This window comes from Candidatus Campbellbacteria bacterium (genome assembly GCA_034521025.1).
Lineage (GTDB): Bacteria > Patescibacteriota > Minisyncoccia > Phycocordibacterales > JAXHMZ01 > JAXHMZ01.
Map to the genome: position 1 here is coordinate 90,870 of JAXHMZ010000003.1, position 23,093 is coordinate 113,962.

A 23,093-nucleotide genomic window follows, 5' to 3' on the forward strand; every position below is an offset into this window, starting at 1 on the left:
AAAAAATATTACTTTATTTCTCTTGATGCTTCATTCCAACATCAAATAAGGCGCGAGCTATTTTATCAGCGGCATTCTTCTTGGCAAATTTTAAAGCTGCTTCTCCCATCTGTTTGCGTATGGAGTCGTTAGAAAATATAGTATTAATTTGGGATAACACTATATTTGAAGTTAAGTTATTTTCTTCGATTACAATACCCGCGCCATTATGAGTATAAGCATAAGCGTTAGTTCGCTGATGATCTCCGTTGCTAACACTTATGGGGACAACGATGGACGGTATGCCCCACAGAGCTATTTCGAACAAAGAGGATCCGGCTCTAGTGATCACAAGATCGCTCGCAGCGGCCGCGTGCCTGAGGCTATTTGCGTCCAAAAATGCTACTGGCTTATAGCGTTCTTTGTGTTCACTGTACTCAAGAATGATCTCTTTGGTACGCTCGATTTCCTCAAAGTTACTCGGCCCAGTTTGGTGTATTATTTGATATTTTTTAACCATCCTGGGTAATACATTTAAAACTACATCGTTGATACGCTGAGCCCCCTGCGAAGCTCCCGTGACTAATATGGTCGGAACATCGTTATCTAATTCAAAAAACGACAGACCTTCGTCCTTTGTAGGTAAATCAGTAATATCTTGTCTTACAGGATTGCCGGTGTAAGCAATTTTTTCTTCTGGGAAAAACTCTGCGGCCTGCTCATAAGAAACCGCCACTTTCTCGGCAAACTTTCCCGCCCACTTGTTAGCCCGTCCGGGACGAGAATCAGACTCGTGTACAATCACCGGAATTCCAAAGAAGCGAGCGGCAACCAGCACGGGGAAACTAGTATAGCTTCCCTTCGAAAAAACTACGTCTGGAAATACCCTATACATACGCCAGATAGCTTGTAGTATTCCCCACCCCATTACAAACATATCAAGAAAATTTCGTATCCTGCCATATCCTACCCTTCTTTTTCCTGCTACCACCTTACGAAATGAAATATCATTATCAAATAATAATTCTTCGTCATACTTCGCAGGGCCAAAATAATACATTTTTGGTTTAATGTATTTTTCCTCGTAGGCCAATTTGGTTAGGGATTCAGCTACGGCAATTATTGGAAAGAAATGACCTCCCGATCCGCCTCCTGTAAAAACTATTTTCATGAATTTTGTTTAGAGTATTTTGACACGTTTAAAATTATTCCAACGCTGCCTAAGGCTGTTAACATAGCCGTGCCACCGTGGCTAATGAACACAAGCGGCATACCCGTAAGCGGTGCCAAACCTATCATAGCTGCGATATTAATAAATGATTGAGACGATATAAGTATAACAAGTCCAAGAACTAACAGTCTAGCGAATAAATCCGGGGCTCTTATAGCTATAATAAGACCACGATAAGTAAAAAGCGTAACAAGGGCTATGATAATTACTCCCCCTATAAAGCCAAACTCCTCAGCGGCAACGGCAAAAACGGAGTCGCTTATGGGCTCTGGTAAAAAACTGAATTTTTGAATACTCTGTCCGTAGCCACGCCCAAAAACGCCACCTGACCCAACCGCGATCAGCGATTGCTGTATCTGATAGCTTTCATCCATAGTGTTTTCAGAAGGATTTAGGAATGTGTCGATCCTCTCGCGCGCATATGGAAACAGAAAAAGCATAGCGATCAGAACAGGTAATAAAATCGTTAAAAGCAGCGCTATATGTTTCGCCCTTGCTCCTGAAGTTATGAACATAGCGAACATAGTTATAGCTATAACTACAAGCGTTCCGATCTTTGGCTGCAGAATCAAAAGTAACCCAGATATACCAAAGATAATCAAGAGCGGTATAACCGCGTATTTAAAGTTAGCTATATTTTTTTTATGTTTTGCGATCAATGCCGCATATAGAATTACGACCGCAATTTTGTACAAATCCGCGGGTTGAAACGACAAGGGACCCAGATATATCCACCTGCTCGACCCACCGTGAAGAAAACCTACGTTCGGCAAAAGCACCACTGCCATCAGTATTGTCGAAATTACAAAAATTGGCATTGCCATTCTACGCCAAAATGTATAAGGAATGTTTGAAGCAATAATTAAAAAAATAAAACCAGACAACACTCCAATGATCTGTGTTTGCATCACGGAAGAAAAAGTTGCACCGTCGCGCGCGTAGAGACCCAGCGCAGCAGACATAAATACAAAAAACCCGAATAGTACTGTCGTTACTACTATAGCCAAAAACCACCTATCAGCTCTTTTTTTGGGTTTCAATGCTTTACTCATAAGCCGCCCACCAAAGCAATAACAGTTCCAAAAATAGAGCTAAGAATGGTTATGATCCAAAAGCGCATTGTCACCTTATAGCTCGGCCAACCAATCGCTTCAAAATGGTGGTGTATGGGCGCGACGAGAAATATCTTTTTACCTCCTCTCAATTTCTTTGAGACTAACTGTAAAATGACAGAACCGGAAGCTAAAAATAACGGCAGAGCAATAATGGGCAGAACCAACACTTGATCGGTTAGAAACGCAACTACGGTCAGACATGTCGTGAGACCGATTATTCCAGTTTCTGTCATATAAAAACGTGCGGGGGGTATATTAAACCACAAGAAAGCTAAAGTACCCCCGGAAACGACTGCACTAAAAGCTGCTAGGTCGATTTGATTCTGAAAGAATGCAATAACTGCATAGGAAAAAAATACCGTGGCTATAATTCCCCCGGCCAATCCATCGATACCATCAATAACTCCACCAGAAAACAAGGCGACCATCACTAGTGAGAAAAACGGTATAAACAAAAGCCCCAGACCAAGATCTCCCAAGAATGGTATCGCTATGGACGATACATCGAGTTTAAAAAAGAACCACGAACCGATAAGAAGTCCCATCAGAGCGATTAGAGGTATACGTACTCGCAACAGAGACAGACCGCCACCCACATAACCACCAGACGCGGAAACAGTAAGAAGGTCATCTAAAAGCCCCAGTAAGGATCCCAAAATAAGAGTCACAAACGGTATCCAGGTTTGATTACGTGACAAAAAATTAAGTTTTTCTGCCAATGTGTCCGGAAAGATAGCTCCCAAGGTCGCGAAAATAAAAACAGTAACCAATACTGACAACCAAATTATTATGCCTCCCATGCGAGGAGTACCGGTGTCCTTTGTTTTGTGGAGCTTGTTGAATATAGGCGTATCCCCTCCTGTTATAGAGCCGGTATTACCGGATTTTTTCTTCCACATTTTATTGGCATACAAAAAATCAGAAATGAATGGCGCCAATATCATACCGATCGAGAAAGCCGCCACCGTGGGAATAAATACTTTTATTACATCAAGAACGATCATATGTTTTTATAATATTCTTTAGTCGTCTGTAATAATTTTTCCACATCACTAAATCGACCTTCATACGTAGAACCGAGTACTACTATCACTACCGGCCTCATAAATCCAGCATCTACAGCCACAGCCAGGTTACCTCCTGCTTGTTTTGTGTATCCGGTCTTAGAGGCAAGCAATCCCGTAAGAGAGCTAACTGCATCATTAGTATTAGCGACCTCGAGGGTTCTTCCGCTCTGAGAAGAAACGGAGAGATCAGTATATCGGGTACTAAACATCGTATCCGATGATTCCAAAACCATATGTGAAAATAATTTAGATATATCTTTAGGAGAAGCCAAGGCGCCGGCTTTAGTTTCGTTATTGAGATCAAGGCCTGTAACATTGTAAAATTCGGCATTTTCCAAGCCAAGCTCTTCCGCTTTTTCGTTTACTTTATCAATAAAAATATCTAACGACTCCTTTTCCAAATCCTCGCTAACTTTTACATATTCTCCGGCTGTTTTTGCTATAGCAAAGGCGGCATCATTTGAGGAACTAACAAGGGCTACATCAGAGATTTCTCTGAAGCTCCACTTTTCACCTAAGCGTAAGTTACTGTCACCTTCAACATCTAATGCGTCTCTGCCGATCATCACTACATCATCCTCTGACAAAATGTCTTGGGCAGTGGCAATGGTCATTACTTTTGTGATAGAAGCAATAGGCATTGGAGTCTCTGGATTTTTTTCAAACAATACTTCTTCATTATTAAGGTCGTAGACATATATACCTTCTGCCTCTAACTCCAAGTCAGAAAAAACCTCTTCCCTTTCTCGCTCTTCTCGATTTGCCAAGATCTGAGATTGCATCTTTTGTTCATTTTCTTCGACTAAGTCTTTGTCATTTTCTATAACCGCCGCCTTCTGCTTTTGCATATTATTAACAAAAACCGAAGAGACTAACACCACGAAAGCAACTACAGTTAGCGTCGCAAACACCGTCATCGTTCGATGGCGATATAATAATTTTTTATAATTATCGAGAAATTTTTTCATATTAAACAAGACAACACCACCTATGAATCTTCTTCATTTTCATTTAAAAAGTTAATTAGAGCTTGACGGTGATTTTTATAGTCCGGCAACGATTCTTCTGACTCCAGCCCCATAAATTGTAACAGTTTTACAGTAGGATTATACACTACTTTTTCACCTTCTCGTGATTCCCTGATCAAATCTCGAGCCCGTAAAGTGCGTAATATCTTGCGTGAGTCCACTCCTCGCAACAAATCAATGTTTTTCTTTTCGATTGGCGCCATATATAAGATAACAGAGATAGTATCCATAGCAGCTTGAGAAAGTGGCGTTGTAAGTTCCTTTTTTTGTAATGCTTCAACTATGGGCGAGATCTCCTTGATCGCAACTAAAGTGACCCGGTCTTTTTCTCGAAGCAGTTTGATACCTCTATTTTTAAGAGAAAGCTCTAGGTCTGCCAGTGCCTCCTCAACCTCATCTTGGTCTCTTGAAATTAATCGAGAAAGCTCTCCTATTGTATAGGTTTCTCCTGTTGCAAAAAGTAGTGCTTCTATTATCTCTTCAAGTCTCATAGTTATTTAGCTCACGAATAGTTCGGCACTCTTACTTCTTGGTGCTTTAGTTTAATATCTCCATTCGAAGAAGTTTGCTCCGCCTCGAGGAAACCTTGTTTAACCAATTCCAGAAGAGCTACAAAGTGTACGACCACATCTCTCCTTGAAGATCTGCCGATACTCGCAAATTCTCTAAAGCTGAGTGCTATATGCTTTTTGATTCTACTAGAAAGACTTTCTAAAACATCTTCTAGGCGCACTGTCTGCTCCATAGTAACCCTTTCGGGAAGGTTTTTTTGAGGCAAGTGATCTCGTACATTCTTTATCGCTTCCTCCAGAGTTCTCGGCGCAATATTGTCATCCGGTATAAAATGTTTTTGGCTACTCTGTGGCACTCGACGTCTTAAAAAAACATTTTTTCCGTAAATACCCGCAAGTTGGTTGGACTTTATTCTTATTTTTTCAAAAGCTTCTAATCGTCGGGTTAGACTTTCTGTGGACTCTTCTTCCTCGGGGGTAAGTTCAAAGTTAGGCAGAAGAGATTTTGATTTTATCAGAAGTAGCGTAGTTGCAACGGAAATAAAGTCTGCGTCTTCTTTCAACGACCGTTCCTGTTCTCTGATAACGCTAAGAAATTCCTCGGTAATGTCTGCAAGGGCTATGTCGCTAATGAACACCTTTCTTTTCTGTACCAACTCCAACAAAAGCGGCAAAGGACCCTCGAATGCACCAGTTGAAATAACAAAAGCATTATCACTCATACATACACTATAGCTTTTTTTGCCTTTTCTTTCCATCCTGCAAACAAAAAGCCGTCTCTTGCAAAAAAGCAAGAAACGGCTTGGCTCTAGTAAAACTGGTCGGGGCGCATTTGCCTGAAGCAGGATTCACAGAAAATCTCCTCTTCTTTGCCAACTCCTTTCGTAGAATAGAGAAATTCTCCGACGTTTGAGCAACCCCTCGTAGCGCAGACAGTCTCTGAGTTACTTGGTTCTCTTTGTATCTCCTTATCACTGCCTTTACCCACTTCACTAAGCAATCGACGGAACCGTCTGTAGTCATTCAAAGGAAACCTCTCGTGGTATCTCGGCATTTATCCTCCGTTAAGGTTACTCAGAACTCAGCGTGTAAGCTCTCATCGGTAAACAAGCCTGATTTTACTGCGCACTCAATGCAGAAAAAGTGTGCAACGTTAGCTTCTCTGATGAATAGTACGAACTGGCATGCACGGGCGGGCTTATCGTATGGAGAGTCACTTCTTTTTCCACAGTGAACGCACGGACGGTATTTTACTCCGTCAACTACAACGACCTCATCAAAGTGTCCAGTTCTTTCATTGAAAACCCAGTCGTCACCTTCGTTTTCTCCGTGGGGTTTAACCATTCTGATCACCTCTTCTTTTTCTGGAACGAACTTCCTACTTGTGATTATACTTATATTTTAGATATTAGTCAATGGAAAGATTTTGCTTCAGTATCTTTCCTTTTTATAGAGATTCCGAGCTCCTTTAGTTGTTTTTCAGAAATTTCAGACGGCCCCTGCATCACGGAAGTATGCCCGCCTCTTGTCATAGGAAAGGCCTGAACTTCGCGTAGCGCATCTTCTCCTGAAAGGTTCATTATATTGCGCTCAATCCCTAAGGCGATACCTCCATGGGGCGGAGTACCGAACTCAAACGCCTCCAGCATATGCCCCACACTTTTTTCTATATAATCGTCATCCATTCCCATCGCTTTGTATGTAGCTCTCAGAACTTCAGGTTTGTGTGCACGAATACTTCCTCCGCCGGATTCAAAACCATTGCAGACCAAGTCATACTGCGTGGTTAGTATCTCCCCTATTTCATCAATGTCGCGAGGATTTTCACCGTTATCTACTCGCTCTGCGATCTTTAGCAAAGTTTCAACATGCTCTTCTTTTGGCTGAGAGAAAGGGTTGTGGCTAAAAGTCCAATCGCCATTATCTGTTTTTTCGAAGAAAGGAAAATCTACCACCCAAGCATACGAAAGTATGCCTTTCTCTTTTTCTTCTTCTGTGCGCAGATCAAATTTGTCGTCACCAAACCTATCGAGAGCTTCTTTGTAGCTTATGCGTGGGAATGGCTTTTCTTTTATAGAATATCCCATACTTTCAACTGTCTTTGTCATCATCTCTTCGACCAGTTCAATTACCTGATCTCTCGCCACGAATGACAATTCAATGTCAATTTGGGAATGTTCAAAGCCGCGATCAGCGCGAAGATCTTCGTCACGGATAGCGCGCGCTATTTGAAAGTATTTTTCAAACCCAGCGGTCATAAGTAGTTGTTTGTACTGTTGCGGTGACTGCGGCAAAGCGTAAAATTTACCTAAATGCAACCTCGACGGCACCACAAAGTCTCTCGATCCCTCCGGTGTAGACTCGGTTAAAATTGGAGTTTCTATTTCGGTAAATTTTTGGCCAAATAGATATTCGCGACATTTTTGTACAAACTGACTGCGCAACCTTATATTCCTTTGCATCCTCTCGGATCGCAGATCCAAATAACGGTATTTCAAGCGTAAATTTTCGTCGATGTCCGACGTGTCTTCTGTTACATCAAAAGGAAGTTCTTTGGCTTTGCTTATTACTTCTATGTCTAGTAATTCAAGCTCTATTGAGCCGTTTAGGTCCTCCGTTCGCATTTTTTCTGGACGCTCTTTAACTTTACCGCGAACCTCTACTGTCCACTGGTGTTTGACCTCCTTAGACTTTTCCACAGCCTCAGGATTTCCCGAATGAGCAACCGCCTGCACAGTTCCGGTTGCGTCCTTAAAATCAAAAAATACGATCTTTCCTTGGTCGCGCTTCACCCAAACAAAGCCGTTAATAAAAACCTCCTCTCCCACATAGTCTTTTAGGTCTTCTATATATTTTCTTTCCATAGATATTTAATGTTGAATTTTAAAGCAAAAATCCGCCCCTTGATACAAACCGATGCTTTCGTTTTATATCCAAGGGCGGATTTTCCGCGGTACCACCTTGACTTCTCGCTCATTACAGCTGTTTCGGGCTTACCCGGAAGGATCTACTCTCACGCTTGCTAGTGATTTCTACCTTCAAGCTCGGTTAGAGTCAGCTAACCTCAAACGCTTATGCTCTCTTTAGCTTATGAGATTTTTGCGAAATACGCAACTACCCGCGAAGTACTTGCTGCGCAAATGACTTGACCGTCGCTCTAGAATCAGCGGCCTCGAACTCTTCAAGGATCTCTTCTGAGACGTTGATCCCTTCGAGAGCCCCGCGGGTGTTTTCACGAAGGTTTATATGACCCGGATTTATTTCAAGCGCTTCGAAGTACAGCTCGAGAGCTTTCTTGTACACCTCCTCATCGTCGGTTTCTCGCGCTCTTTTGTGGAGTGCAAGAGCGTAGTTGTATATAAGGGAAAAGTGCGTATTGTTTAGCTCGTACGCTTTCTCATAATAATCTATCGCCTCACTCACCCTGTCTCGTCCGACCAAAAGAAGAGCAAGATTAAAGAGCGCCTGAAAATTGTTCTCATCGAGAGCTATACACTCCCTGAGCGCCTCCTCCGCTTCTGCTTCATCTCCATGATTGATGTAATACATTCCAAGCAACAGCTTTCCAAGCGGCGAATCGTTCTCCGTAAGCGCAGGAATGTGTTCTTCAAATGTGTTTGTATCTGCGTGCGCGAACGCTTCAAAAGCACGCAACACTATATCGTTTGTTTCCATGTTTCTCTAGCGTTATTATATACTCGAAATATATAATGATTTTATAATTTGTCAATGACCAAAATCAGTCAACCTGCCAGGTTGACTGATTTTTGTGCTACCCCGGTTAATACTTCCAACCCGGTTTTGAATATAAATCACCCCGAACCAAAGGTCCGGGGTGTATGAAGAAAGGTCAACGTGCGACCACGACAATCGTCCTCCAGAAGGTGACAAACTCACTCTTCCACGTCAACTTCACCTCTTGGCTCGGTCGGCTACTAGCTTTTCCCAAAGGTCCTCGATATCGACCTCTGGAAGCAAGCCACTCAAAGCGGAGAAACGCCTGCTGGCGCCTCGGGCCTTGGCTATATCACGATGCACGCGATCATGGAAGCCTACGTCCGTCGACACGAACGAAAGTAGTACCCCATAAGCCGCAGTCCATCCATCGGATTCCTCGTCGTACGTATCGAGTGCCTTGAGCGCTTCATCGATACGGTCGGCGTCTTCCGGTGGGAAGATCTCACGAGCAAACCTGCTGATGTCGCCAGGACCGCCGGCAAAGAGTGCGGGCCGTTCATCAAAGATGCAACGGAGGAAGATCAGTAATTGAAGCTGGAAGAGCTCAAGGTCTGAGTCTAGAGTGAGCTCTGGTGTTTCGGACGACATGTATTCCTCCTATTTGAATTGAGGCTTCGCTACTCAACACCTCTTCGCCCAATGCGAGTGTGCCGTAGCAGAAAACTCTTCAACAGATTCGAGAAACTTAGGGCAATTCCCTAAAGTGAAGGACTTTCTGCTACGGCAGACACAGCGTTTCGAAGTTCGATTGATCTAAGTGTATTATGCTATTATTTATTATTTTTGTCAATGCTGTCCTGCGAGCTAGTAAGTGAGGTTAGATGTCAATCGTTCAAGCCGATCTGGAGATCATAGAGCTCGCGGTAAGTGCCGTTCTCTTTTTCAATAAGTTCACCGTGCGTACCCTGCTCGACGATCGTGCCGGCCTTGAGTACAAGAATCTGGTCTGAGCGACGCACGGTTGAGAGTCGATGTGCAACGATGATCGTGGTACGCCCCTCCATAAGTTCCTCAAGTGTCTCGGTCAGATCATGCTCGGTCTTCGCATCAAGCGCGGATGTGGGCTCGTCAAGGATAAGTATCGCCGGATCTTGTAGATACGCGCGCGCGATCGCCACACGTTGTTTTTGGCCGACCGAGAGCTTCACCCCTCGCTCGCCGACCAGCGTGTTATATCCGTCAGGAAATCGCTGTATAAACTCATCCCCGTGCGCATATTTCGCTGCTTGCTCTACCTCTTCGCGCGTCACGTCCGGAGAGCCATACGCGATATTGTAGTGCACTGTACTGAGTTAAAGAGTGCGATCTCTTGTGATACCACTCCGATCTGGCGACGCACGTTTTCAAGATCGATAGATCTCGTGTCTATTCCGTCAATAGCAACAGAGCCGGAGGTTGGGAAATAGAATCCCGCCACCAGATCAATGATCGTACTCTTCCCCTCACCGGAGCGCCCCACAAGTGCCGTTCTCGTGCCAGCCGGTATAGTAAACGAAACATCAGTCAGTACTTCATTCTCTGTGTCATACGCAAATGAAGCATGGTCGAATACGATCTCGCCTCGCAAGGTCGGCGTCCCCGCTCCCTCCGGATGATAGATCTCTTGTGGCTCTTCAAAGATCTTTTCAGCCTCCAGAAGATTTGTCACATAATTCTGAAGCCATTGCCACATATCGTTGAATTCTATGAATGGGCCATAGAGGAGGCCTGCATACGCATTAAAAGCAACAAGTTCACCAACGGAAATGACTCCCTGCGTTACAAAAATAATACCTAGAACGTAGATCGCTATTTGCGTAATCAACACCAGCACTCGCTGAAAGAAGCTCATTCGCTCCCAGATACCGCGTATATGAAGAAATGTTCCCAATAGAGGTCCAGTAAAATTATGTGCGATGGTATTCCCTTCCCGGTTTTCGTATGCGGCAATTTTTACCTCTCGCACTTGTGATATGACATTATAAACAGTACCGTGAGCTTCACGCTGATATTGGTGATATGAGCGCTCCAGTGGGGCGAGCGGAGCAAGCGTCGATCGGGCAACGACCACGTACATTGCTACGGAAACCACAAGTATCAGAGCAAGCCATACATTAATAAAGAATGCGAACGAAAATGCCGCCACGAGAGTCAGAAGTTTCGGCGCGATCTGAAGAATGTCCTGCGTCACGCTTTGCATCGTAAACGCACCCATATTCATATTCTCCATCACTGAACCGAACCGCTGCTCTTTGTGAAATGACAGCGGAAGACGCAACAAATGATTATACCCCCGCACGCGAAAACTGATCGACATACGCTCAGCGAGCGAGAGCGACCTGATCGAGAGCGCCCAGTCAACCGCGTACGTGACGAGCTGTATGACACACCACAGCGCAAGGATCACAAATACGAACATCACTTCACGGCGAAAGTCCGACGGTAGATCGGCGATCGTCGTCGATGATGCGACCGGTGGTGATTGAATAAGCGCGTCCCAAGCGCGAAGTACGCCCAAGAATCGGCAGAACTCACCGCACAGGTGTGTCGCGCATATAACGACCGATCAGGCGAACCCCTTGAATAATGGTTCGTCGATCTGTGGCATTGTGTTCATGTGAATCGGCCACGATCCTTTTGGTTTACTCAGTCACCCCTATCGCACGACGTACTTCCGTCATTTTCTGTTCTGCCTGCTCGCTCGCCTTTTTCGCCCCAAGAGTGAGAACGTCGCTCACGTATGCTCGGTCTTTCAGGAGTTCGTTATATCGTTCACGAAGAGGTGCAAAATATTCTAATAATTTCAGAGCTAGCATCTTTTTTGAATCTCCATAACCGATTGAACCCTCGCGGTACTTACTCTCCAGATCTTCGATCTCTTCTTTTGACGATACAAGTTTATGAAGATAATAAACGGTATCGGAATCAGGATCTAAGGGCTCACCAAGTGGCGTCGAGTCGGTCTGAATCGACATCACCGCGTCGCGAAGCTCATCGTCAGAACCAAAAAGCGGTATAACATTGTCATAGCTCTTGCTCATTTTGCGTCCGTCAATACCCGGGATCGTCTCAACGTCAGAGAGTATATGCGGCTCTGGGAGTTTAAACGTCTCGCCATATGCGCGGTTGAACGCGTCCGCAGTGTCCCTCGCGATCTCGAGATGCTGTTTTTGGTCTTTGCCGACCGGAACTATATCAGCATCGTAAATCAGAATATCGGCTGCCATTAACATAGGATAGTTAAACGTCCCTGCGTTTATTTCCTCCCCTTTTTCTTGCGCGTCTTTGTATGCGTGTGCCCGTTTAAGGTAAGAGATAGATGTAAGGCATTCAAATATCCAAGCGAGCTCTGTCACCTCAGGAACGTCAGATTGTTTAAAAAGGGTTACTCTGTCCTTGGATCGAGTCCAACTGCAAGATACGCCGCCGCCACGTCAAAAGAGCTCTCCTTGCGAGCTTATCGGAACCACGAACGGTGGTTAGTGCGTGAAGGTCGGCAATAAAGACAAGTGCATCATACTTGTCCTGCAGTTCTACAAACTGACGCATAGCACCAAAGTAATTACCTATGTGCAAACGCCCGGTCGACTTTATTCCTGAAAGAAGTGTTTTGCTCATTAGCTACAATAGTATCAAATTTACCTGCCGGAGTGGAGACAAATAATGTTTTTTATTTTTGCTCTTCACTTTGTTTACCTTGCTCCTCCTCTAGATCATCGAGGATTTTTTGGATGTCACCAGCCATAATACCCTCTATATTAGACCAACTTTTCTTGATCCTATGGTCGGTTACTCTATCCTGTGGAAAGTTATACGTACGTATCTTCTCCGAGCGATCCGCTGTGCCGATTTGATTTGCTCGGCTGTCGGCATGTTTCTTTTCTTCTTCCTCGCGGCGCAACTCCTCAAGGCGCGCCGTAAGGATCGATATCGCTTTTTCTCGGTTTTTTAGCTGACTCCGTTCGGCACGTGAAGAGACGACAATACCTGTTGGTTTGTGTGTAAGGCGTACAGCGGTCTCTACCTTGTTTACATTCTGGCCACCTGGTCCACCGGCGCGCGAAAAAGCGACTTCGAGATCCGACTCATCAATCTCAACCTGTGCTCTTTTCCGAATCGGCAGTATAGCAACCGAGGCAGTAGAGGTGTGTATTCGTCCCTGCTTTTCCGTCGCGGGGACACGCTGGACGCGATGCACACCGGTCTCGAACCGAAGCTGCCGATAGACGTCTTTGCCATGGATCTCAAACGACGCTTCTTTATATCCGCCCATCTCTGCGCGTGAGTCGTCGACCAAATTTATCGTCCATCCTTGATTGTCCGCGTGGGTCAGATACATCTGCGCAAGTTCTTCCGCAAACAACGCAGCTTCTTCACCGCCAGCTCCAGCTCGCACCTCAAGAACGATCTCGCTGGGAAATTCTTCATCCTGTTCCTCTTCTTTGAGTATATCGTCCATTCGAGATAGAAGGTCTTCTTTCTGTGTGGCAATAGTGGACAAATCATCTTTAGCAAGCTCTAGTAGATCAGGGTCACTCCCTGCGCTTTCTTTCGTCTCGCGCTCACTTGTTTCCAAACGTTCATATTCTTCAGCCAAATATTTCGTTTTCTCGCTTTCTTTGTATTTAGTTAGGTCAGTATTTTCCATTTTATTTTGTATCTACAAAACAACCGATTATACTCTTAAATTACTTTTAATTAAAAAGTCGGCTATTGAAGAACCGACCTTAAAAATTATATTTATTTGCCCGAGGCCTTTTCTTTTGCGGCTTCTTGTCGGCGTCGGAATTTATCAACTCGACCGGCAGTATCCATAACTCTCTCTTGGCCAGTAAAGAACGGATGCGAGGCACTAGAGATCTCTACCCGATACAGAGGATATTCTTTGCCATCACTCCATTTAGCTGTTTCTTCAGTATTTACGGTCGAAAGTATCAACCACTGATCCTTAGTTGAGGAGTCTTCGAAAATGACGTGTCGTACGTTTTCTGGGTGAATGTCTTTTTTCATAACAAAATGGATACTACCACAGACTTTCGCAGCCCGCAATATTTATACTTATAGTGATTCTAGGGTGTCGATCTGCGACTGTAAGCGCGAGGCAATATTCATTACACTGTTGGCATAATTCACACCGCGAGTTTGCCAACCTCCTCCGGCGTAGTAGCGAGCCGCAGCTTCCCACTCGGCATCATATGTTCTTGCCGCAGCTCCCAGATCCTTGAGGAATAGCGACGAAGCCGTAAAGGCGTCACGAGGATTCCAAGGGTTAGAAGGAGAAACTCCTGTTACTGAAGATACACGGCTCTGGTACATCTCCCAAGTGGATGGGATAAATTGTGAAGGCCCCATGGCTCCTCCCCATCCAATGTTTCCTATAGGACAAGACAACGGCTGAGTGTTAGGGTCTAGGCCCAAACGATCCATAATACGCAGGTAAGGCGCATGATCTCTGTCCGGCTTCATAATTTCCTTCCAAGTTCTGTTTGGGGTTGAAGGCAAGTTACAACGACCAACATTCTGCCCCAGGTTTGATTCTTGAGTTATTATCGCGAGTAGAAACGCAGGACGAACACCTGTCCCTTCCTCGGCTATACGAGCGTAATCTAACGCCTGTCCAAAGTTAATGTCGCCTGTATCTCTAAGTGAAAATAGAGCTGAACGTATTTCAGAAGCTCTCGCCTGACGCTCCGCAACTATCTCCTCATAAGTTTGCTCTTTCTCCTTGCTTGCCGATAAAAGCTGCTCTTTTTGCTGTTGAGACACCTGGATCTTTTCTTTGCTCTTCTCTATTTGATAAGTAATATTTTCCTGCTCATTCTTTACCATTTCCAACTTAGCCTTTTGTTCTGCAGCTGCCTCTTGATATTCAGCGATTCTTTCCAAGTCCTCCAATATACGCTGTTTAAGCGTTCTCAAGGAGTCCGAATCTTTAAAAAAGTCGGATAGATTTTCGTTAGCTAGAAAAACCTCGATCATAGAGCTATCGTCTACTTCCCTCATTTTTTGCAGCAACCTAGACAAAGACTCTTTTTCCCTTAAGGTCTTATCTTCTAGCTCAGATATAGTTTCCGCCTTTACTTGTATATCGTTAGATAATTGATTGATCCGGAGCCTGCTAGCCTCTAACTGCAGTTGGGTTTCTCTAATTTGGGCATCAAGGACCGCAATTTCCTCTTGAATAGACGCAGATTGAGATCGTTGTTCCTGGAGCTCTTTCTTTTGCGAAGCTATTTCTTTGAGAACTTTTTCTAGTTCTGCCTGCAATTCACGCTCACGCTCGATCTTATCTGAATCAGTTTCTTGCGCTGAAACAGGCACCGCTGTAAACACCAGAGTTACTGTAATAGCTATTAATATGTATATGGGAACTTTCGCGAGCTTTAAACTCATATGGTTTTATTACAAGTCAATTCTATCATGTATTTAAAAACGCTTCCAAGGGGTGGAAGCGTTTTTAAATAGAAGTCTAAATAGAGAGAAGTTTGGTTACTCTGACTCTTCTTCTGATCCTTCAGAATCTTCTGAGGAAGATTCCTCTGTATCCTCTTCACCTACTCGTTCGATGTCATCAATGCTGGCAGGCTCTTCTGTTTCTTCAGGCTCTTCTTCTCGCGGTTCTTCGGCAAATACAACTGTTTCGTCTGGATTTGTCATTAACTCTACTTCTTCCGGAAGCTTAAGATCTCGAGCGTATATAACTGACTCAAAATCATTGAGCTCAGAAACGTCAACATTTATTTCATGGGGAATATCTGTAGGCAAGACTTTAATATCAAGTTCATGCAGTACCTTGATCAATGTACCTCCCAGACTCTTAACAGCTGGAGATTCGCCAACGAACTCGATAGGAACAGAAACTTCGACTTTCTTAGTTTTGTCGATAACATAAAAATCAACGTGTTCGACAAACTGCGTAACCGGATGCGTTTGAATGTCTTGGATAAGAACATCTTTTTCTATGTCATCCCCTTTGAGGGTTACGACAGAGGATTCGCCTTCTTTACTGAGAAGACTATCAAATTCGCTTCGAGAAAGAGTTATGGCCTCTGAGTTATCTTTGGGACCATAAAATACAGCAGGAATCTTTCCTTGACTCCGAAGCTCTTTTAATTTTTTACCGCGCTCGGTACGCTTTTCTACAGAAATTGTTGACATACAAACGCCATTATAGGGATTTATGCCAAAAAAGCAACAGTATTTCAGTAACTTTTGAACTCATCTTTTGCTGGAAATGTTTGCATTACTTTAGTTTTCAAGATTCAAAGGGATCACTATTCTTGGTATACTAAAGACATACAAGTTAATACCAGAACTATTATGGAAGAAGAACCCAAAGCTCTTGATTTTGTTGCAGTAGGCGACATCGTTACCGACTCTTTTATAGACCTAAAAGACGTACGTATAGATAAAGAGAAAGACGAGGGAGATCATGGATATGATGAAATTTGTTTCCGTTTTGGCGATAAGATCCCCTATGAAGACGTCGAGGTGGTACCAGCAGTAGGCAATTCGCCTAACGCGGCAGTATCCGCTTCACGCCTCGGCCTTAATACAGGCCTTATCACAAACGTTGGAGATGATATTTATGGTAAACAGGATCTAGAACAACTCAGATCGGAATCTATTGACCTTTCGAATGTAGAAGTACATGAAGGAGAAAGGTCAAATCTGCATTACGTTTTGCAATTTGGCGCTGAGCGCACGATCTTGGTTAATCATCAACAATACAACTATAAATTCCCCGAATTAGATCCGGCGCCAAAATATCTTTACCTTTCATCCTTGGCTGAAAACTCTCTACCGTATCACGAAGAAATTGCTGATTACTTGGAAAAACATTCTGAAACGAAACTTGCTTTTCAGCCGGGTACATTTCAAATGAAGTTGGGTTATGAAAAGCTAAAGCGCTTGTACGAACTTTCGGAATTGTTTTTCTGCAACAAACAAGAGGCTCAAAGAATCCTGGAAACTAAAGAGGATGATATAAAAGAACTCGCGAAAATTATGCACGAACATGGTCCCAATATTGCCGTAATTACAGATGGAGTTAACGGTGCTTACGCTTTCGACGGAAATGAGATGTGGCATATGCCCATGTATCCGGATCCTAAGCCGCCAATTGACAGAACTGGCGCCGGAGATTCTTTTTCTTCAACCTTTACTGCCGCAATGGCAACGGGCAAATCGATCCCTGAAGCATTGGAATGGGGGCCGGTTAATTCGATGGCGGTGGTGCAAGACATAGGAGCGCAAGCTGGTCTTTTATCCAGAGAAAAACTACTCGAACATCTAGAGAACAGACCCGAAGATTATCAGCCAAGTAAGCTTGAGTAAAACAGAAACAATAAAATAACCGGCTCATGCCGGTTATTTTATTGTTTTCTTGAGATAACCTTCCTTACCGCTTCTTTAATAGAGCCGACATCCATACCATAATGCTCGATCAATTCTTCTGGTTCTCCCGATTGTCCAAATCTATCAAATACTCCGACAAACTCTTGAGGAGAAGGGTGGCGCTGCGATAAGAATTCCGAGATCGCAGAACCTAGACCTCCCGCAACTTGGTGTTCTTCTACAGACACGACAGCGTTAGTTCTTTCGGCAAAACTGAGAATTGTTTCTTCGTCCAAGGGCTTTACGGTATGGACATTTACAACAGCAACTCTAATCCCCTCTTCTTCCAATTCATGTGCGGCAAACAAAGCATTGTAGGTCAAAGGACCGCAGGTAAAAATAGTAACCTCGGCTTCGTCAGGATCAAATAGTACATTCGCTTTTCCAAATTCAAACGGCGAATCGTGTGTGGTAAACAAGGGCGTTTTCTCCCGCGTGAGACGAATATACACCGGGGAGTTGGTTTCATAGGCCACGTGGGTTGCCTTCCTGGCTTCCTCAGCATCAGCTGGTACTATGACCTTCATATTGGGCTGAACACGCATAAGAGCAATGTCTTCAAGCGCTTGATGTGTTGCGCCGTCTGGCCCCACAGAGACGCCAGAATGAGCTCCGACGATCTTAACTGGTACGTTATTAAGCGAGATCGTTGTACGAATTTGTTCATTATTTCGCCCGGGACTGAACGCCGCGTATGAGGCAATATAAGGTATCTTTCCATAATTAGCTAAACCGGACGCTAGAGCAGCCATATTCTGCTCTGCTACTCCGGCTTCTATATAGCGATCCGGAAATTTCTGCCTGAATTTCTCGGTGCGCGTTGACCCAGCCAGATCAGCACAAACAGCCACCACGCTTTCGTCACGATCGCCCACTTCCGCCAAGCCGTCTCCAAAACCGTTACGAGTTGGTACTTGCTCGATCTCCTCTATGTTGAAAATGTTCTCAACCAATTTTTGTTCTTCTCTTATCATAGTTCAAAGTTATATTGCGTATCCTTTACCTCTCATACAAGTCTTAAAAGAGAATTCATAATATTCGGCGGCATTTACGTCCTCAGGGAGTGTCTCGGTCGCAGAAAGAGAATCCGCATGGCACTTACGCACGTCCTCCCTTTCGGCAAAAGCCGTGGTCATTTGCAGGAAAATAAAGATCAAAACAGAAGCCACAAAAATAATTCCTAAAACCAAAGGACTTAGATAAATAGGATTCTTCCTATCTGCCTTGATCAATTGTCTTATTCCAAACATCATAAACATAAGTTAAATATTAATCTCTCGTAGCTCCTCTAAGAACTTCTCAGATTCTTCCTTGGACGGAGGCTTGCCGTGCCATTCGTGGTCAAACTCCATACTCTTAATGCCTTTGCCCGGGATGGTGTGCGCAAGAACCATAGTAGGTCTCTCATAAATTGCCTTGGCTTGCTCTATCGCGTTAACAAACTCTTCTATGTTATGCCCGTCTACCTCAATAACGTGCCAATTAAATGATTCAAACTTTTCTCTCAGAGGCTCAAGAGGCATTACCTCTTCGGTCATGCCGTTTATTTGGATATTATTTCTATCGATCACTCCGGTTAAGTTAGAAAGCGCGTTAGCTCCCGCAAACATAGCTGCTTCCCATGTATTTCCCGCTTGCAATTCTCCGTCCGACATCAAACAGTAGGTTCGGAAATTTTTTTTATCCATTCTGGCTGCATATGCGATCCCCGAAGCCTGTGAAAGGCCCGAACCAAGAGGGCCCGAAGTACTCTCAAGTGAGAGCATTTTTTCTCGTTCAGGGTGACCCTGCAATCTTGAACCTAATTTTCTCAAAGTGTTAACTTCTTCCAAAGGAAAATATCCGGCGTGCGCCATAGCAGCATACCTAACCGGTACTATATGCCCGTTAGAAAGAATTAAGCGATCACGATCCTCCCACTCGGGGTCTTCGGGTCTGTGATTTAAAATATGAAAATAAAACGAGGTAAATATGTCAGTCATACCCAACGGACCAGCAGTATGGCCAGAACCGGCTTCAGTCAGCATTTCAATTATGGTCTGCCTGATCTCGTTTGCCTTTTTTTCTAAAGAATGAACTTTTTCATCTGAAAGGTGTGGCATTTTGAAAAGATATTATTACTTATTAGCCAAATTTCGCATTGCATCAAAGGCCTCTTTTGGTGATTCTGCTCCCAAAATAGCTGAGCCGGAAATGAGTCGTCTCGCTCCAGCATCACTTAACCTCTCCACGGTATCTAGGCTAACTCCACCATCTACACTTATAAGTATATCAGGAAAAATTTCCCGGACTTTCTTTATTTTGTGGACAACATTTTGGGAGAACGGCTCTCCCTGATATCCAATATTCTCTATGCCCATGCATTGCACAAAACCAATTTTGTCTATATATGGCGCAAGATCTTGAGGCTCGTCATCGATCTGTATAGCTATTCCACATTCCACCTGAAATTCACTGAGTTTATCTAAAATATCTTCCAGTTTATTCGTACTTTGATAGTGTATGACCATTCGGGAAAATCCGGCATTTATCCAATCATCTATCACATCTTCTGGATTGCTGACCATCAGATCAGCCTCAAACTGAATCTCTTTCCAAAAAGGCATGCCTTCTTCTCCAGCTAGGATCTTTTCAAATGTCTCTGGTTCGCCATAAGGCCAAGATAATCTTGGTACGAATTCACCATCACAAATATCTATTTGCACAAACGAAGATAGGCCATGTACCAAAGCCAGATCTTCACGTAGCTCTTGATAGTCTTCGGGTAAAACGGCTGGAATAATTTCAGTCATGTTCGTTTTCAATTTTTGTTATTTTCTCTATCCTGCGTTTATGTCTATCTTCGCCTGAAAAAGGTTCATCAAGCCAAATTTCTACTATACGCTTTGCTTCTTCAATAGTGATAAACCTAGCTCCCAAGGAAATGATATTTGCGTCATTGTGCTCACGTGAAAGGGTTACTATTTTCCCTTTATCTTCTCCGCCATAGAACACAGCTGCTCTAACCCCCTTGAACTTATTTGCAACAATAGCCTCTCCTTGTCCGGAGCCACCAAAAATTACCGCTCTATTAGTATCAGGTTCCTTCGAAACCTCTTCTGCTGCCTTGCTGATAAAATCAGGATAGTCATCATCTGGATTTAGCTCGTATGCTCCACAGTCCTCTACCTCATAGCCCAATGAACTCAGGTGGCTCTTTACCTCTTCCTTTGTTTTAAATCCCGCGTGATCCGTGGCCAAAAATATTTTCATAATCAAGCTTTTATTCGCGTCCATTCTAACACAAAAGACTCCTTAATATATACTAACTAGGTCTAAACTCAGGAGAATTATCTAGTGATCTATATGCTCCATAGCATAGTCGAGGTCGGCGTTTATCTTTTTGCCCGGATTAAAGATATTGTTAGGATCGAAAATATTTTTAGTCTCTACAAACAGATCATAGACCTTTTTTCCATACATCTGCTCCAGATAAGGCGACCTTATTAAACCGTCGTTATGCTCCGCCGTCATGGTTCCTCCGTATTCAAAAGTTAGATTATTCACCTTATCTAGCACTACAGGAATTTTGTCGCGTTCTGTCTTTTTAGAAAGATCCATAAGAGGAATTATGTGAAAATTACCCTCACCTGCGTGCCCGGCCAAGGTGGCTTTAATACCGTGTTTTTTTAATATGCCAAACACTTTGGGAAGAAATTCGGGTAAAAATTCTGGTTTGACACAAAAATCGTCAACAAATGGAGCCGTGCGTTTATCGCTCACCTCTTTTCGCAAAAGCGAGAAACTTTCGCGGCGCATGGTCCAATACTTTTCCGCCTCTTCTTCCGTATCCAGCTCCCTCATAATAATTTTATTATGCTCTTCGAGTGACTCTTTGAGATCGTTTATTTTTTGATCTAGCTCTTCTTCTGTATCTTCGGCAAACTCGATCAACATTGTTAACTTGGGCAAACCGAGCATTCTTAAACCAATTAGCGCCTCGGGCCAGAACTTAAGCGCAAAAGGTAAAAACGAAGAGCCGGCTTTCTTTGCAATTTGCGGCATAAATCTCAAACCAAGCTTGAGAGTCGCATCATCAAACGTTTCTATGGACTCCGGGTCGAGAGGCAATAATTTGTTCACCACTTCCGGCACCTCATCCCAAGAGTTAAAAAACAGTACAGTCAAACGTCGCTTGGGCTTTTCATGTACCAACCTCAGCCGTGTCTCAGCCCAAATACCTAAAGTACCTTGGGACCCGCCGAAAAGTTGCGTGAGATCAAATGTACCTTGTTCCCTATCGTACACATCCCAAAGGTTATAGCCCGCCGAATTCTTTGCCACATCAGGCTTAGCGGCTTTGACTATATCGTAGTTATCTTCCAGCAAAGAATGCATACGTCTATAAACCTCTCCCTCAAAGTTGTCCTGAGACTTTTTCTGCTCCAGCTCCTCCATATTGAGTTTCCTGAGAACGTACTCGTTACCGTCTGAAAACACAGCTTTGATCTCTTGGATAAAGTCGTTCATTTTACCATAGCGCAGTGTTTTTTCTCCGGCACAATTATTAGCTACCATGCCACCAAGAGCCGCAATGCTTTTAGACGCCGGATAACAAGGCAGTGACAGATCTTCAGGTAAAATAACTTTTTCAAAGTCTCTATAAAAAACTCCGGGTTGAACTCGTGCAAACATTTCTTCGGGATTTACCTCCCAGACGTGATTCATATATTTTGTAAATGACACTGAAATTGATTCAGTCAATGGACCTCCTGTCATATCTGTTCCGCCCGCTCTTCCTGTTAAAGAAATACCTGGTATCTCTTCACGCTTTTTATTTATAAAGTGTACTAATTCTTTTATGTCGTGGACATCCTTGGGAAAAACAACTACTTTAGGACGAACACCAAAGAGTGAAGCGTCATAAGAATACTCTTCCAGAGTATCGTCGGTAACATCCACGTCCCCTTTTATAGACTCTCTTAGCTCGTGCTGTATAGCCATAGATATTTTAATTATCCAAAAACTGACCTGCTTTAACAACGTGCTCAACTAAAGAATACGTATACCCCATTTCGTTATCGTACCAAGCCAGTACTTTTACAAGATTGCCGCCTACTACACGAGTAAATGTGAGATCTGCAATAGAAGCTTTTTCCGATCCGACTATATCTGAAGACACAATAGGTTCATAGGTCGCTCCAAACGTCTTCATCCAGCGTGGTTCCTGAGATGCATTCATAAGAATTTCATTCACTTCTTCTTTTGATGTGTCTCGCTTGGAGATAAAAGTAATATCTGCCACCGATCCGGCTATCACCGGAACACGAAGGGCTATGCCGTCAAATTTTCCTTCCAAATCCGGAATTACTTTAGTTGTAGCTATAGCTGCGCCAGTTGTGGTAGGTATAATATTTTGCGCCGCCGCCCGACCCTTCCGCCAGTCTTTATTGGGACCATCTACGAGTGACTGTGAAGCTGTATAAGCGTGCACAGTATTCAAAAGAGCCTTTTCTATACCAATTGACTCGTTAAGTATAGCAACCAAAGGCGAGCCGGAGTTTGTTGTGCAAGATGCGTTGGAAGTAATTTGCTTTCCCGCGAAATCTTCTTCGTTTATTCCCATAAGAACGGTGCCTCCGGATATACCCTCTACTTCCTCACCTTTGATCGGCGCAGATACAACTACGCGCTTAGCCCCCGCGTCAAGATGTTGTTTGGACTTCTCATAAGTTCTAAAGATGCCAGTGGATTCCACCACCACATCAACATCATAATCCCCCCAAGGTATTTCTTTGGGATCTCGTATGGAAAAGAATTTTGCTCTACGGCCATCGGAGACCAAGCTCTTTGCGTCTCCGTCTTCCTCAATATTAACCTCCTTCAACGGAGAAGTTTGCGCGGTATCATATTTCAAAAGATAAGCTAGATTTTCCGGATCTCCGAGATCGTTAATGGCCACAACCTCGATATCATCTCGCGTATGCGCTACCTTATAAAAACTTCTACCGATCCTACCGAAACCGTTTATTCCAACTCTAATAGACATAAATAAAAATAGTGAAAAC

Annotated in this window: 24 protein-coding genes and 1 pseudogene; 1 reads left to right on the forward strand and 24 read right to left on the reverse strand. The window is 43.7% G+C overall.

All coding sequences use genetic code 11. The features are described from left to right. Positions 1 to 13 precede the first annotated feature (13 nt). The 17 genes and pseudogenes from murG to U5L75_01245 form a co-directional block, all read right to left on the reverse strand. Positions 14 to 1,150, reverse strand: a complete 1,137-nt coding sequence (gene murG / locus U5L75_01165; GenBank protein ID MDZ7726174.1) for an undecaprenyldiphospho-muramoylpentapeptide beta-N-acetylglucosaminyltransferase — start codon at positions 1,148 to 1,150, stop codon at positions 14 to 16. Then, the gene (locus tag U5L75_01170) at positions 1,147 to 2,262 is read right to left on the reverse strand and encodes a putative peptidoglycan glycosyltransferase FtsW (protein ID MDZ7726175.1); all 1,116 of its coding nucleotides are present in this window, start codon (positions 2,260 to 2,262) and stop codon (positions 1,147 to 1,149) included. Before U5L75_01170 ends, murG begins: the two co-directional genes overlap by 4 nt. Next, entirely contained in the window at positions 2,259 to 3,329 is a 1,071-nt protein-coding gene (locus tag U5L75_01175; protein ID MDZ7726176.1) for a hypothetical protein, read from the reverse strand. The genes U5L75_01170 and U5L75_01175 overlap by 4 nt, the downstream gene beginning before the upstream one ends. Further along, complete coding sequence (locus tag U5L75_01180) at positions 3,326 to 4,360, reverse strand: serine hydrolase (GenBank protein MDZ7726177.1); 1,035 nt, start codon at positions 4,358 to 4,360, stop codon at positions 3,326 to 3,328. Before U5L75_01180 ends, U5L75_01175 begins: the two co-directional genes overlap by 4 nt. Positions 4,361 to 4,380: 20 nt before the next feature. Further along, positions 4,381 to 4,911 (reverse strand): SMC-Scp complex subunit ScpB, encoded by a 531-nt coding sequence (locus U5L75_01185; protein ID MDZ7726178.1) that lies wholly within the window; start codon positions 4,909 to 4,911, stop codon positions 4,381 to 4,383. Positions 4,912 to 4,922: 11 nt separating this feature from the next. Further along, entirely contained in the window at positions 4,923 to 5,654 is a 732-nt protein-coding gene (locus U5L75_01190) for a segregation/condensation protein A (GenBank protein ID MDZ7726179.1), read from the reverse strand. A gap of 352 nt (positions 5,655 to 6,006) precedes the next feature. Beyond that, a complete protein-coding gene (locus U5L75_01195) occupies positions 6,007 to 6,276 on the reverse strand; it encodes a hypothetical protein (GenBank protein ID MDZ7726180.1) in 270 nt (89 codons plus the stop codon). A gap of 68 nt (positions 6,277 to 6,344) precedes the next feature. Beyond that, a complete protein-coding gene (locus U5L75_01200; GenBank protein ID MDZ7726181.1) occupies positions 6,345 to 7,796 on the reverse strand; it encodes an amino acid--tRNA ligase-related protein in 1,452 nt (483 codons plus the stop codon). A gap of 250 nt (positions 7,797 to 8,046) precedes the next feature. Continuing rightward, the gene (locus U5L75_01205) at positions 8,047 to 8,607 is read right to left on the reverse strand and encodes a tetratricopeptide repeat protein (protein ID MDZ7726182.1); all 561 of its coding nucleotides are present in this window, start codon (positions 8,605 to 8,607) and stop codon (positions 8,047 to 8,049) included. Positions 8,608 to 8,844: 237 nt separating this feature from the next. Then, positions 8,845 to 9,258: a hypothetical protein gene (locus U5L75_01210; GenBank protein MDZ7726183.1), complete on the reverse strand. Its 414-nt coding sequence runs from the start codon at positions 9,256 to 9,258 to the stop codon at positions 8,845 to 8,847. Between the two features lie 236 nt (positions 9,259 to 9,494). Next, entirely contained in the window at positions 9,495 to 9,953 is a 459-nt protein-coding gene (locus tag U5L75_01215; protein MDZ7726184.1) for an ATP-binding cassette domain-containing protein, read from the reverse strand. Next, positions 9,917 to 11,167, reverse strand: coding sequence for an ABC transporter ATP-binding protein (locus U5L75_01220; GenBank protein MDZ7726185.1), 1,251 nt, complete (start codon positions 11,165 to 11,167; stop codon positions 9,917 to 9,919). Before U5L75_01220 ends, U5L75_01215 begins: the two co-directional genes overlap by 37 nt. A 124-nt stretch (positions 11,168 to 11,291) precedes the next feature. Further along, positions 11,292 to 12,267 (reverse strand): annotated as a pseudogene (gene trpS, locus U5L75_01225) (tryptophan--tRNA ligase). Positions 12,268 to 12,319: 52 nt separating this feature from the next. Beyond that, entirely contained in the window at positions 12,320 to 13,297 is a 978-nt protein-coding gene (locus U5L75_01230) for a PCRF domain-containing protein (GenBank protein MDZ7726186.1), read from the reverse strand. A gap of 92 nt (positions 13,298 to 13,389) precedes the next feature. Further along, complete coding sequence (locus U5L75_01235) at positions 13,390 to 13,659, reverse strand: type B 50S ribosomal protein L31 (protein ID MDZ7726187.1); 270 nt, start codon at positions 13,657 to 13,659, stop codon at positions 13,390 to 13,392. A 48-nt stretch (positions 13,660 to 13,707) separates the two neighbouring features. Next, positions 13,708 to 15,042, reverse strand: coding sequence for a lytic murein transglycosylase (locus tag U5L75_01240; GenBank protein ID MDZ7726188.1), 1,335 nt, complete (start codon positions 15,040 to 15,042; stop codon positions 13,708 to 13,710). Positions 15,043 to 15,138: 96 nt separating this feature from the next. Beyond that, on the reverse strand, positions 15,139 to 15,807 hold the full coding sequence (locus tag U5L75_01245) for a 50S ribosomal protein L25 (GenBank protein MDZ7726189.1): 669 nt from the start codon (positions 15,805 to 15,807) through the stop codon (positions 15,139 to 15,141). Positions 15,808 to 15,969: 162 nt separating this feature from the next. Here U5L75_01245 and U5L75_01250 point away from each other — a divergent pair, with 162 nt between their 5' ends. Continuing rightward, positions 15,970 to 16,986: a carbohydrate kinase family protein gene (locus U5L75_01250; protein ID MDZ7726190.1), complete on the forward strand. Its 1,017-nt coding sequence runs from the start codon at positions 15,970 to 15,972 to the stop codon at positions 16,984 to 16,986. 38 nt (positions 16,987 to 17,024) lie between these two features. On the opposite strand, the gene U5L75_01255 is transcribed toward U5L75_01250, so the two are convergent. The 7 genes from U5L75_01255 to gap all read right to left on the reverse strand — a co-directional run bounded on the left by U5L75_01255 (position 17,025) and on the right by gap (position 23,074). Then, complete coding sequence (locus tag U5L75_01255; GenBank protein MDZ7726191.1) at positions 17,025 to 18,020, reverse strand: transketolase C-terminal domain-containing protein; 996 nt, start codon at positions 18,018 to 18,020, stop codon at positions 17,025 to 17,027. 9 nt (positions 18,021 to 18,029) lie between these two features. Continuing rightward, on the reverse strand, positions 18,030 to 18,305 hold the full coding sequence (locus U5L75_01260; protein MDZ7726192.1) for a hypothetical protein: 276 nt from the start codon (positions 18,303 to 18,305) through the stop codon (positions 18,030 to 18,032). Positions 18,306 to 18,308: 3 nt separating this feature from the next. Beyond that, positions 18,309 to 19,148, reverse strand: coding sequence for a transketolase (locus U5L75_01265; protein ID MDZ7726193.1), 840 nt, complete (start codon positions 19,146 to 19,148; stop codon positions 18,309 to 18,311). A gap of 15 nt (positions 19,149 to 19,163) precedes the next feature. Continuing rightward, on the reverse strand, positions 19,164 to 19,838 hold the full coding sequence (locus U5L75_01270; protein MDZ7726194.1) for a hypothetical protein: 675 nt from the start codon (positions 19,836 to 19,838) through the stop codon (positions 19,164 to 19,166). Beyond that, on the reverse strand, positions 19,831 to 20,298 hold the full coding sequence (locus tag U5L75_01275; GenBank protein ID MDZ7726195.1) for an RpiB/LacA/LacB family sugar-phosphate isomerase: 468 nt from the start codon (positions 20,296 to 20,298) through the stop codon (positions 19,831 to 19,833). Before U5L75_01275 ends, U5L75_01270 begins: the two co-directional genes overlap by 8 nt. Before the next feature lie 81 nt (positions 20,299 to 20,379). Continuing rightward, on the reverse strand, positions 20,380 to 22,029 hold the full coding sequence (locus tag U5L75_01280) for an FAD-binding oxidoreductase (GenBank protein MDZ7726196.1): 1,650 nt from the start codon (positions 22,027 to 22,029) through the stop codon (positions 20,380 to 20,382). 7 nt (positions 22,030 to 22,036) lie between these two features. Next, complete coding sequence (gene gap / locus U5L75_01285) at positions 22,037 to 23,074, reverse strand: type I glyceraldehyde-3-phosphate dehydrogenase (protein ID MDZ7726197.1); 1,038 nt, start codon at positions 23,072 to 23,074, stop codon at positions 22,037 to 22,039. Positions 23,075 to 23,093: the final 19 nt, after the last annotated feature.

Coding starts and splice junctions, on each gene's coding strand:
- murG (MDZ7726174.1), bottom strand. CDS start 1,150: ATGAAAATAGTTTTTACAGGAGGCGGATCGGGAGGTCATTTCTTTCCA.
- U5L75_01170 (MDZ7726175.1), bottom strand. CDS start 2,262: ATGAGTAAAGCATTGAAACCCAAAAAAAGAGCTGATAGGTGGTTTTTG.
- U5L75_01175 (MDZ7726176.1), bottom strand. CDS start 3,329: ATGATCGTTCTTGATGTAATAAAAGTATTTATTCCCACGGTGGCGGCT.
- U5L75_01180 (MDZ7726177.1), bottom strand. CDS start 4,360: ATGAAAAAATTTCTCGATAATTATAAAAAATTATTATATCGCCATCGA.
- U5L75_01185 (MDZ7726178.1), bottom strand. CDS start 4,911: ATGAGACTTGAAGAGATAATAGAAGCACTACTTTTTGCAACAGGAGAA.
- U5L75_01190 (MDZ7726179.1), bottom strand. CDS start 5,654: ATGAGTGATAATGCTTTTGTTATTTCAACTGGTGCATTCGAGGGTCCT.
- U5L75_01195 (MDZ7726180.1), bottom strand. CDS start 6,276: ATGGTTAAACCCCACGGAGAAAACGAAGGTGACGACTGGGTTTTCAAT.
- U5L75_01200 (MDZ7726181.1), bottom strand. CDS start 7,796: ATGGAAAGAAAATATATAGAAGACCTAAAAGACTATGTGGGAGAGGAG.
- U5L75_01205 (MDZ7726182.1), bottom strand. CDS start 8,607: ATGGAAACAAACGATATAGTGTTGCGTGCTTTTGAAGCGTTCGCGCAC.
- U5L75_01210 (MDZ7726183.1), bottom strand. CDS start 9,258: ATGTCGTCCGAAACACCAGAGCTCACTCTAGACTCAGACCTTGAGCTC.
- U5L75_01230 (MDZ7726186.1), bottom strand. CDS start 13,297: ATGGAAAATACTGACCTAACTAAATACAAAGAAAGCGAGAAAACGAAA.
- U5L75_01235 (MDZ7726187.1), bottom strand. CDS start 13,659: ATGAAAAAAGACATTCACCCAGAAAACGTACGACACGTCATTTTCGAA.
- U5L75_01240 (MDZ7726188.1), bottom strand. CDS start 15,042: ATGAGTTTAAAGCTCGCGAAAGTTCCCATATACATATTAATAGCTATT.
- U5L75_01245 (MDZ7726189.1), bottom strand. CDS start 15,807: ATGTCAACAATTTCTGTAGAAAAGCGTACCGAGCGCGGTAAAAAATTA.
- U5L75_01250 (MDZ7726190.1), top strand. CDS start 15,970: ATGGAAGAAGAACCCAAAGCTCTTGATTTTGTTGCAGTAGGCGACATC.
- U5L75_01255 (MDZ7726191.1), bottom strand. CDS start 18,020: ATGATAAGAGAAGAACAAAAATTGGTTGAGAACATTTTCAACATAGAG.
- U5L75_01260 (MDZ7726192.1), bottom strand. CDS start 18,305: ATGTTTATGATGTTTGGAATAAGACAATTGATCAAGGCAGATAGGAAG.
- U5L75_01265 (MDZ7726193.1), bottom strand. CDS start 19,148: ATGCCACACCTTTCAGATGAAAAAGTTCATTCTTTAGAAAAAAAGGCA.
- U5L75_01270 (MDZ7726194.1), bottom strand. CDS start 19,838: ATGACTGAAATTATTCCAGCCGTTTTACCCGAAGACTATCAAGAGCTA.
- U5L75_01275 (MDZ7726195.1), bottom strand. CDS start 20,298: ATGAAAATATTTTTGGCCACGGATCACGCGGGATTTAAAACAAAGGAA.
- U5L75_01280 (MDZ7726196.1), bottom strand. CDS start 22,029: ATGGCTATACAGCACGAGCTAAGAGAGTCTATAAAAGGGGACGTGGAT.
- gap (MDZ7726197.1), bottom strand. CDS start 23,074: ATGTCTATTAGAGTTGGAATAAACGGTTTCGGTAGGATCGGTAGAAGT.